Origin of the sequence: Frankia sp. CeD, assembly GCF_000732115.1 — a bacterium.
GTDB classification, from domain to species: domain Bacteria; phylum Actinomycetota; class Actinomycetes; order Frankiales; family Frankiaceae; genus Frankia; species Frankia casuarinae.
In genome coordinates, this window is the sequence record NZ_JPGU01000072.1 from 1 (window position 1) to 10,267 (window position 10,267).

A 10,267-nucleotide genomic window follows, 5' to 3' on the forward strand; every position below is an offset into this window, starting at 1 on the left:
GGCCGGGCCCGGGTCACCCGGACGATCCCGAGCACTGTCACGGTCCACGTCCTGACGAGCCTCACCCTCGACGCGGTCACACCCGCTGATCTCGCGGGCTACGCCCGAGGGCATTGGACGATCGAGAACAAGGTCCACTGGGTGCGCGATGTGACGTTCCGTGAGGATGCCTCGCGGGTTCGGACCGGCCCACTGCCCCGCATCATGACCACACTCCGTAACCTGATCATCGGGCTGATTCGCCTCGCTGGCCATAACCGCATCGCCCCGACCATCCGCAGAATCCGACACGACAACGCCCTGCTCCTGGCCATCCTCACTCTCGACAACCCCGCTGACCTGCATCAATGACTTTGCGGGTCACCCTGGCGGGTGGGCGGGGAAGTCTACGCTGTCCTCGTCCGCCGCACGCAGAATCGACTCCAACGAACCCGCGGTTTCACCGCTGTAGGGCGATGTCCTGGCGGTTACTTCCAGACCTCGAGCCAACTCGGTCTCGTTCGCTAGGNGGGNGCGCAGAAAGGCGTGGGCGACGCGGCCGAGTTCGGCGAGGTCGAACCGCCCGCTGTAGGTTAGATCGCGCAATGTGCGTGCGGGAGTGGTCACAAAAAGATCGGACCGGGTCGTCCACTCATCGGCAGCTACCTCGCCAGAGTGCAGGACGATGCCAGGATGAGAGCTCCTTGGCCGGGCTGGGCCAGCGGGAAGCGTGAACTCCACGCCGAGTCCCGGCCGGTCACCAATCCCGTAGACCCGCAGCGCCGTGGCATGGGAGACAACGCCGCACCCCGGGGCATCCCGCAGCCACCCCGGCCGCTCCGGATCCAGCATCAGCCACTGGCTGTACAGCCGCGGAAAAAGATGCCTCCCACCAGCGCGAATACGCATCACCCCCTCGATGACAGGCTCAACGACCCCTGCTTCTTTGAAACGCCCAAGCTCGACGACGGAGACACCGGCTCTCTCCGCTTGCCGCTCCGTGACACACCCCCACTGACCTTCAGCCAAATCACATAGCGTAGCGACCCGATCGATCATGTGCTTATGCTAACGTATGGCGCCCGTTGGTGTAGACCGCGCAGACACAGCGCAGGGCACGGAGGGCGTGGACATGAGCAGCGAATGGCTTACCACGTTGGAAAGCGGTGAGGAACCCCACGTTCTCCATCGAATGCGCACTGGATGGGCAGTGCTAGGCAGCACGCAGCATCTCCCCGGCTACTGCCTGCTCGTCTACGCCGGATCGGCAAACCATCTGACTGACCTTCCCCGCCCAGAACGAATGGACTTCCTTTTTGACCTGTCCCTTCTCGGCGAGGCCGTCTCGCAGGTATGCGCGGCTCGGGACGAAGACTTTCTGCGGATCAACTACGAAGTGCTGGGGAACCTCTGGCCGCATCTCCACGGCCATGTACACGCACGTTACAGGTGGGAGGAGGAGAGTCTCCGGGTCGGCCCCGTTTACCTATATGGCGCGGAGCGGACGAAGAAGGAACACGCGATTAGCGCGGCACACAACCAGCTTCACGCCGATCTACGAGCGGCACTATCCACCCTCACACGCGACGCGTATGGCACGTGACGAGCGTCGTTGAACTCTCCTGGCGAGGGATGCGGTTACCAGCCGGACCCGGCATGTCTCAGTCTCTTCCCCCCGACCCGAGGCATGCCAGGCTGTTCGGGTCTACACCAGCGGCGCCGCGGCGGACACGCTGAGTGTCAGGCGGCTGGTCATGTCGAGTTTCACCTCGCCGTACGGGGCGACGTGCGTCCAGAATAACGGGGTCAGGCCGCGCCGGTGAGCTGCTCGGCCCAGGCGTCGTCGGCGAGGACGTCCTGGACCATGAGCGTGTTGACGTAGACCAGGGCGGCCTGCAGGACCCGTAGGCAGAGGACGGAGAGTTCCTGTTCGTCGCGGCGGTTGGTGGCGATGTCGCCGCCCTTGCCGAAGAAGATGACGCTGTTGGCGCGGTTCCAGGACTCGACGACGTTGAGGCCTTCGTTGATCTCGCGTTGCAGGTCCCGGTCGCGCAGGTAGCGGGCGACGAACAGGGTCCGCTGCGCCCGCCCGACCTCGATCATGGCCTGGTAGGTGGGGTGGATCGCGTTGGTCCGGGTGAAGCGGCGCAGGATCGCCTCGGCGGAGGCGGTGCCGGTCCGGATCGCGGTGGCATATTTGATCATCTGGTCGTACTGTTCGGCGACGACGTCCCAGCGGATCGGCCGGGTCAGCGCCGGGCCGATCCGCGGGTAGGCGTCCGGTTCGCCAGCAGCCGGCCGGTACAGGCGAACCTTGTTGATCCGTTTGATACGTGGGAGCAGGTCGAAGCCGAGCAGCCGGGTGATCCCGAAGCCGATCTCGGACTGGCCGTGGGAGTCGACGTAGGTGCCCTCGACCTCCATCGCCGTGCCGTGCCGGATCGCGCCCTCGACCATCGCCGCGACCTCGGACGCCGAACAGGTGAGCAGCTGGGAGTGGATCGCCATGCTTTTACGTTCGACGTGCCAGTAGATCAGCACGCCGCGGCCGCCGTAGCGGGAGTGCCACTCGGTGAAGATGTTCTGGTCGAACGCGCCGAAGTGCGTCGAGTCGCTGGCCACCGCGGTGGAGCCGGAGCCCCAGACCTGCTGTGCCCGGGCGGCGAAGGTGGCGTTGGCGATCTCGACGGCGACCGTGCGGGCGAGCTCGGTGGTCAGATACCGGCGGCGCACGTAGCGCAGGTCGTCCTCGCTGTGGCCGTTCTGCGCGTTGCCGGCGACCGCGCGGATGCCGGTGTTGGTGCCGTAGGCGTAGATCGCGAGCATCAGCCGTTCGGCGAGCACCTCGGGGGCCAGGTCGCCACGGCCGGCCATGGTGGTCGCGGTCGCGAGGCAGCCGGTGCGCAGGACCGCCTCCTTGAGCATGTCGATCAGGGGGACGGTGCCCCACCGGGTCCGCACCTCGGCCTTGAGGCGGCGCAGGTTGCGCGGTTCGGGTGCGGCGTCGAGGTCGGTCAGCCGGATCGGGCCGTTCCTGCCCCGCTCGGCGATCTCCAGCCAGGGCAGCTTCGGCAGCGCGGTGTCGAGCGCCGCGAGTTCGGTCCGCATCTCCTCACGTAGCTGGTCGATGAAGGCGGTCGGGTCCAGCGGCTTACGCAGGGCGGCGTAGTGCGTGGCGCGCTGGGCCTCGAAGTCGGCTGGCAGGTCTTCATCGGGGTTGCGCCACTTCTCCGCGCCGACGACCCAGATCTCCTTGCAGCGCAGGCTGTCGCGCAGGGCCTGGAAGGTGCAGATCTCGTAGACGCCGCGGACGACCCGCTTCGGGCCTTTGGCCCGGTCGGTGAACACCAGCTCGTTCCAGTCGCCCAGCAGCCCCTTGTGCGTCGGGACCGTCTCGCCGGCGGGGAGGTACGTCAGCCGGGTGTCGGCGTATCGGCGGATCAGGTCGAGGGCGTCGAGGACCGGCCGGTGGGTGTCGTTGTTCGACCGGAACTCCAACACGTCGAGCAGCGCGATCAGCCCGCGCCGGTAGTGGTTCGAGTACGACGCCTTCAGCGTGGTCCGCACGGTGCGCCGGTACACCGGCCCCTTCGTCTTGAACTCGGCCACCAGCTCCCGCAGCGTCTGCTCCCCACCCGCGACCGCCGGGAACACCACCTCACGGACCGGCTCGTCCGGACTGCTGAGCGAGGCCTCAGCGATCGCGAACAGGATGTTCTCCTTGCCGGTCACCCGCTTGAACGCGTTGATCAGCTCCTCGGTGACCTTCCGGTCCGCCCGCGCGCCGATCCGGNGCACCGTCGAGATCAGCAACTCCACCAGCGTGTCAGTGATCTCCCCGTGCCGGTGGTGCAGCAGCGCCGCGAGCAATGTCAGCATCAGCGGGTCGGGATGGTCACGCAGGTGCGACGGGGACTCCACCGCGGCCCGGGTCCGCCACGCCGCGACCACCCGCGGGGCGACATCGGCGAACAGACCGTCGGGCAGGTCGACCGCGCGGACCGCACGCAGCTTACGGATCTCGGTCAGCATCGAGTCCAGGCTGACGTTGCCCGGCACCGACTTGATCAATGCCAGTGCCGAATCCTGACCGGTGTCGTCGTCCGGGACATCGACCGCGACCAGGGCGCGGATCAGCCACATCTACCAGAACTACGTACGGGCCGAGACGCACGCCGCCGCGAACGCCCCGCTGATCGCCGGGCAGGCCGACATCGCCACCGCGCAGGCGTGGGGCGGGGCCTGGTCGCCGCGGTCGACGGCACCCGGTTCGTCGTGCCGGTCCGCTCGATCCACGCCCGGCCGAACCCGAAGTACTTCGGCCGGCGTAAGGGCGCCACCTACCTCACCATGGTCAACGACCAGGGCGTGGAGGTGGCNGGAATGGTGCTGTCGGGCACGCCGCGGGACTCGCTGCATGCCATCGACCTGATGTACCGCAGGATCTTCAAGACCCTGCACGTGCTGGCCTACGTCGACGCCGAGTCCTACCGGCGAGCTATCAAACGGATGCGCAACCTGCAGGAAGGCCGCCACGGCCTGGCTAAGCACGTCTNCCNCGGCCGGCGNGGGGAACTACGCGAGCCGTACCACGCCGGCATGGAAGACCAGCTCGGCGCGCTCGGCCTGGTCATCAACTGCATCACGTTATGGAACACGGTCTACCTGGACGCGGCGTTGGACAAGCTGTGCGCCGAGGGCTACCCCGTCAACGGGCCGACGGGTCAGGCACCGCCTGCGGTGACGACGGCGTCGGTGAGGAACCCGGCGGTAAGCCCAGCCAGGATCCCGACGTAGAGCAGGTCCTTGCGGCCGAGGCGCGACGCCACCCCGATGAGCTGCACGACGACGTAGAGGATCGAACCCGCCGCCAGCGACAGGAAGATCACGCTCAGCGGGTCGCTGGTGAACTGCCGGCCGATGGCAGTGCCCGCCACGGTGGGACCGCCTCCGATGAGCCCACACAGCAGCAGGAAGCCCCAGCCGGGCCGGTCGGTCTCGGCGGCGAGCGGCGCGACGATCCCGAAACCTTCGGTTGCGTTGTGTAGCGCGAAGCCGATCACGAGGAGGGTGGCCAGGGCGATCTCACCCCGGCCGGCGCTGCCGCCGATGGCCAACCCCTCACCGAAGTTGTGCAGGCCGATGCCCACGGCGATGGTCATCGCGAGCCGGCGGGCCGGGGAATGGCCTGACTCGACCGGCGGTGTGCGTGCGGTGAGCTCGTCGGCCGCCATGGCACCCGGCCCGACGCGACGCGGCCGCCCGGCCGCATCGACGGGCTGTGGCCGGTGAGAACGGCGCGCGAGCGCACGTTCGTAGCCGAGCAGGCCCAGGAGCCCGATGGAAAGGCCGCCCAGAAACAACGCTCCGTACCCGAAGACTGGCGCGAGGCCGCCCGTGTGGTCATGCACCTTGCCCAGCGCGGCGTCGAGAGGCTCCCAGGCGTGCGCGAGCACGTCCCACACCAGGAAGATCAGGATACCGACCGCTGTCGCGTTGAGAAACTGGCTCACGGCCGGCATCGGCCGGCGCAGCCGGCCCAGCGGAAGACCGAGCAGGATCGTCACGCCCGCGACTAACCCGAGAATCAGTGTCCGTGTCTCGCTCACATCAGCCCCGTCGTCGTGTCCCCCACCGATGGAGCCGAAGCTTAGGTTAACCTCAGCTACGACACAAGCATGCGATCGCAAGCCGCGCTTGCCGCGGGAAGCAGCACCCGGACGTGCCCCGGCGCACGCCGATCCGGCGAGGCCGGCGACGTCATCTGGCACGAGTTCATGGGCGAAGTGGGCCGAGACCGGCCCGGCCGTACACCCTCCACGGCTATGAGCTGTTCAAGACCAAGCATCCGAGCCGTCTTCCAGCCGTAGGGGCCTGATCCAGGGCGGGCTGAGAGCTGAGGCGTGTTCGAGGTCGGATCTTCGCGGGCGNCCCGNCCGGCGCCCGCCACGGCTGGCCGCGCGGGCTCGAGCGGCCGGGGCTTGCGAGCTGAAGCAGTTTGCCCGAACCGCCGGCCGCGACGAGCTAGTGCTGGGTGCGGGCGGCGCGGCCGCCGGGGAACATGACGGCGAAGGTGGCGCCGCCGTACTGGTTGTACTGTTCGACGAGCGAGACGTCGCCTCCGCCGCTGCGCGCCACCCGTTTCGCGAGCGAGAGTCCGAGGCCGGAGCCCCCGTTCCCGCTCCAGCCGGGTTCGAACAACGTCTCCACCCACTGGTCGGGCACCCCGGGGCCGCTGTCGGCCACGAGTAGGGTCACGTTTCGGCCGTCGGCCCGCGCACTGACCCAGGCGCGGTCCGAGACCTGGAGTGCGTTGNTCAGGATCGGGGCGAGCGCGCGGATGGCGAGTACCTCGGGAACGTTGATCGAAAGCGCCGGGGACAGGTCGACGTTCACGTGGCCGCGGGGCAAAGGCAGGCCTTTGAGCTTGACCGCCAGGTCGTCCAGCTGCGTGCGGTCGCTGTGAAGCGCCTGGCGGTGGCGGCGGGCAAGGTCCAGCAGCGCACTGATCGTGTTGGACATCGACGCGCTGGAGTTCTTGATGAGTGCGACGTCCTCGCGCGCCTGGTCGTCCAGATCGGTGCGCAGCGCGAGCAGGTCGGCGGCTCCGTGGATGGTGGTCAACGGCGTCCGAAGCTCGTGGGCGAGCTCCGAGGTGAGACGCTGCTCGGCCCTGATGACGGAGGCGACCTTGTCCAGCAGCCCGTCCAGGGTGCTGCCGAGAGCCCGGATCTCGTTGGTCGGGGCTCCGAGTGCGAACCGGCGCTNGAGGTCGTGCTCGCTCCACTCGGCGGCCGTGCGTGCCATCTGCTCCACCGGGCTCAGCACCCGCCTGCTGATCCACGCCGCCGAGCCGGCGGCCATGAGGACGAGCAGCGCCCCGGCGATGATGGAGACCACCATCGCTGCCTGCTCGTTCCGCTCGTAGGGAGCCAGGGGCTCGGCGAGGATCACCACCCCCTGCAGCTTCGATGAGGTCGTGAAGGGCAGGGCCATGATGGCGAAGGGTTCGCCGCCTTCGACGATGCGCTGCCTGTCCGTTGTGGAAAGTTCCTTGTACTCCTCCTGCATGGAGGGCGGAATGGTTCCGGCGACCCGTGACCCCGAGGTGTCNTAGACCGCGACGCCCGGGTTGAGCTGGGATCGGGGCACGTGGAGGGCCCCGTCGGGTGACGCCGCACTGATGCTGGCCACCAGGGCCTTGACGTGATCGTTCAGCACCCTGTCCGTGGTGCTGCGCGCGGCGCCGGCGAGGGAGATCTGGACAACGATCACCAGACCGGCGGCGACGGCGCTGGCGAGGAGGGCCGTGATCGTGACGAGCTGTGCCCGCAGACTCAGTCGGTCCCGCCACCGCAGGCGCCAGGTCACGACCCGGGAAGCCCAGTTCGCCACCGTTCGCCTAGCCATCCTTCCGCGTCATCGTGAATCCGACGGCTCGAATCGTCTCGATTCCCGTCGGCGAGTCGATCGACTCGAGTTTGCTCCGCAGACGGCGGATGAAGGAGTCGACGGTGTTGTCGCTGACGATCGCTCCGTCGGGCCAGGCAGCGGCGATGACACTTCTTCTGCGCACCACCTCGTGCGGCCGAGCGGTGATCGCCGCCAGCATCCGGAACTCGGTGGGGGTGAGGCGTACCTGTCCCGCCGCGGTGCGGGCCGAGTGCGTGACCGGGTCGAGGACAAGCCCGCCCGCGCTGATGGCGCTGGCAGGTCCACGGCGCGCCAGAACCTCGAGGCGTGCCAGAAGCACCCGCAGGTCGAACGGCTTGGTGACATAGTCGTCCGCGCCGGCGGCGAAACCGGCAAGATGGTCGTGCGTCGCACCGAGCGCGGTCAGGAAGAGGACGGGAGCGCGCTGCCCGACTGACTTGAGCGCCTGGACGACATCGCGGCCGTCAGCGTCCGGCAGGCCGATGTCCATGATGATCACGCCGACGTTGTTGTCCGGGCTGAACTGGCGGAGCGCCTCGCGGCCATCGTGGGCGACGACCACCTCGTAGCCAGCCTGACGCAGCCCTCGGACAAGGATGGTCCGGATGGACTCCTGGTCCTCGCAGACCCCGATCGTGATCATCGCTTCCTCCGTCAGTACTGCGACCCTTCATGTCCGGTCCGCATGATGACGAGCAGAACCTGCACGCAACCTTGACGGCCAGTCGGCGCTTCGCGGCGCAGACTCGGCGGCGGGCGCCGAGCCGAGGTGTTCTCCGCGTCGCGGCGACGCCTGCTCGTGACCCAGACGCTCGGGCCGACACTCGTACAGGTTGATTGCAGGATCTCTTCGCGATGCTGCCACACATGACCACCGAACTGACCGTCAGCCGACCCTCCTCCCGGGAGGGCGAGATGCTGAACAAGGTCCCCGAGATCACGATCTGGTTCTGGGTAATCAAGATCCTCTGTACCACCGTCGGCGAGAGCTTCGCCGACTGGATCAACATGACGCTCGGCGTCGGCCTCACCAGGACGGCGCTCCTGTTCACCGCTGTCCTGGCCGCGGTGCTCTATGCGCAGATGCGGCTGCGCCGATACGTGCCGTTGGCCTACTGGCTCACCGTCGTGGTCGTGAGTATCACCGGCACGCTCTACACCGACATCCTCACGGACAGCCAGGGCGTTCCGCTGAAGGTGAGCACCACGATCTTCGCTCTCCTCCTGGCGGTCGTCTTCGGCGTCTGGTACGCGCGTGAGCGCACCCTGTCGATCCACAGCATCACCTCGACGCCCCGCGAGGCGTTCTACNGGCTCGCGGTCCTGGTGACCTTCGCGCTCGGTACCGCCGCCGGCGACTGGACCCTCGAACTCAGCGGCTGGGGCCCGGGCAAGGCGGTCCTGCTCCCGGCCGCCCTCATCGCGATCGTCGTCGTCGCCTGGCGGTTCGGCGGGCAGCCGGTGCTCGCCTTCTGGTTGGCCTATATCCTCACCCGGCCGCTGGGCGCCAACATCGGCGACTGGTTCGCAACCCCGAAATCCGAGCAGGGACTGGGCCTGGGCACCGCTCTCACCAGTGTGATCTTCCTCGTCGCCATCGGGGCCACCGTCCTCTACCTCACCTGGTCGAAGGCGGACGTCATCCCCGAGTCGGAGGCGCCGGACACCGGCGTCCACGGCGCGGGCCCCGGCCGAGAGCGACTCGCCCTCAGCCTCTACGCCGTGGCCGCACTCGCGGCCGGGCTTCTGCTCCACCACACCGCGCAGACCCCGCACACCTCTCCGATCGCGGCGGAGGAGGGCGGATCGGCCTCCAACACCATCCAGCTCACCCCCGCCCAGGCAGTCGCTCACTTCCCAGCGGCCGATATCGCCAGCCTCAAGGCGATCGTCGACGACACGCTCACCAAGGTGAACACGGGCGACCAGAGCGGTGCCAAGGCCCGGATCAAGGGTCTCGAGACGACCTGGGACGATGATGAGTCCACGCTCAAGCCCATGGACAGCAACGCCTGGACGTTCCTCGACGGTCGGATCGACGACGCCCTCAGCGCAGTGCGGGCATCCCACCCTGACCCCGCCAGCGAGAAGCAGGCGTTGACCGCGCTGTCCACGTCTTTGGGCGGCTGACGAGTCACCGGACGGTGGATGGTCATCAAGCCGGCTGCCGCGCCTCTGTGGGAGAGGCACGGCAGCCGCCTCGGCGAGTGCGCGGCGTAGGCGGGTCCTGTCGGCCTCAAGGACCCAGCTGGTTGGCACTGTTGCGTCGGCGAAGCTCGCCATCTCGGCGACCGATCAGTCATGCTCGAGTGATGCGTCGACGTCGTGTCCGTCCACCGGTTCCGACGTCAGAATTCGCCGGGTTCCGGTTCCCGCCGAAGGTGATTGTCCAGGGCGGCGCCTGTGGGCGTGTTCCCGGGGGGTGGGGCAACGGGGCCCGGTAGGGACGGGATTGCCTAGCTAGTGGTCGCCGCCGTTAGTTCGTCGGTGATGGGTGGTGGCGGGTAGGTAGAGGCCGGCGGCGAGGTCGAGGGCTGCTTCGGCGGTGCCGGTCGGTGAGCCGTCGGCCAGGACGGAGTCGGCGTAGTCGTCGTGGCTGGCGCGCCAGATCGCGAAGCCCCACTGGTTGGCGTAGCCGCCGTAGCGGAGCCGGCACAGGGGCTGGTCGTCGCCGTCGGGATCGGTCGCGGTGACGTAGGCGAACCGACCCCGGTAGCGGGTGGACACGCTGATCCCGGGCCAGTTCGTGGCGGCATGCGCGACGAGACGCTGCCGCAAGGAGATCTTCGTCGATTCCGGGATACCCGCCACGGTCTGATTGTGGCCGGGGGTTGATCGTGGTGTGCCTTGGGGG

At 68.2% G+C, this 10,267-nt stretch carries 9 protein-coding genes and 1 pseudogene; 5 read left to right on the forward strand and 5 right to left on the reverse strand.

The window, feature by feature from the left end; all coding sequences use genetic code 11:
- Both CED_RS20350 and CED_RS26430 read left to right on the forward strand, forming a co-directional pair.
- Nucleotides 1-351, forward strand: a 351-nt coding sequence (locus CED_RS20350) for a transposase (RefSeq protein WP_152569815.1), incomplete at its 5' end; no start/stop codon positions are given.
- Nucleotides 352-1,171: 820 nt separating this feature from the next.
- Nucleotides 1,172-1,582, forward strand: coding sequence for an HIT domain-containing protein (locus tag CED_RS26430; RefSeq protein WP_369807866.1), 411 nt, complete (start codon nucleotides 1,172-1,174; stop codon nucleotides 1,580-1,582).
- A 203-nt stretch (nucleotides 1,583-1,785) separates the two neighbouring features.
- On the opposite strand, the gene CED_RS20365 is transcribed toward CED_RS26430, so the two are convergent.
- Nucleotides 1,786-4,122 carry a Tn3 family transposase gene (locus CED_RS20365; RefSeq protein ID WP_235187208.1) on the reverse strand — a complete coding sequence of 779 codons (2,337 nt, stop codon included), beginning with the start codon at nucleotides 4,120-4,122 and terminating at the stop codon, nucleotides 1,786-1,788.
- An 87-nt stretch (nucleotides 4,123-4,209) separates the two neighbouring features.
- Here CED_RS20365 and CED_RS24030 point away from each other — a divergent pair, with 87 nt between their 5' ends.
- Entirely contained in the window at nucleotides 4,210-4,776 is a 567-nt protein-coding gene (locus CED_RS24030) for a Tn3 family transposase (RefSeq protein ID WP_051868968.1), read from the forward strand.
- Here the strand turns inward: CED_RS24030 and CED_RS20375 are convergent.
- From CED_RS20375 to CED_RS20385, 3 genes are all read right to left on the reverse strand, one after another.
- A complete protein-coding gene (locus CED_RS20375; RefSeq protein WP_011436780.1) occupies nucleotides 4,704-5,588 on the reverse strand; it encodes a ZIP family metal transporter in 885 nt (294 codons plus the stop codon). The two genes, CED_RS24030 and CED_RS20375, sit on opposite strands and share 73 nt — an antisense overlap.
- 415 nt (nucleotides 5,589-6,003) lie before the next feature.
- Nucleotides 6,004-7,389, reverse strand: coding sequence for a HAMP domain-containing sensor histidine kinase (locus tag CED_RS20380; protein WP_035913394.1), 1,386 nt, complete (start codon nucleotides 7,387-7,389; stop codon nucleotides 6,004-6,006).
- Nucleotides 7,382-8,056, reverse strand: coding sequence for a response regulator transcription factor (locus CED_RS20385; RefSeq protein WP_011436782.1), 675 nt, complete (start codon nucleotides 8,054-8,056; stop codon nucleotides 7,382-7,384). The genes CED_RS20380 and CED_RS20385 overlap by 8 nt, the downstream gene beginning before the upstream one ends.
- Nucleotides 8,057-8,268: 212 nt before the next feature.
- Between CED_RS20385 and CED_RS20390 the strand changes: the two genes are divergently transcribed.
- Nucleotides 8,269-9,543, forward strand: a complete 1,275-nt coding sequence (locus tag CED_RS20390) for a hypothetical protein (protein WP_035913395.1) — start codon at nucleotides 8,269-8,271, stop codon at nucleotides 9,541-9,543.
- A 182-nt stretch (nucleotides 9,544-9,725) separates the two neighbouring features.
- Nucleotides 9,726-9,803 (forward strand): annotated as a pseudogene (locus CED_RS25650) (IS6 family transposase); the annotation flags it as partial.
- A 70-nt stretch (nucleotides 9,804-9,873) separates the two neighbouring features.
- Here CED_RS25650 and CED_RS20395 read toward each other — a convergent pair.
- Nucleotides 9,874-10,267 (reverse strand): hypothetical protein (locus CED_RS20395; protein WP_051868969.1); only part of this gene is annotated, 394 nt, incomplete at its 5' end.

What these genes read in the sequence shown, in the direction of transcription:
- CED_RS20385 (WP_011436782.1), bottom strand. Translation starts at nt 8,056, where the DNA reads ATGATCACGATCGGGGTCTGCGAGGACCAGGAGTCCATCCGGACCATC.
- CED_RS26430 (WP_369807866.1), top strand. Translation starts at nt 1,172, where the DNA reads ATGCGCACTGGATGGGCAGTGCTAGGCAGCACGCAGCATCTCCCCGGC.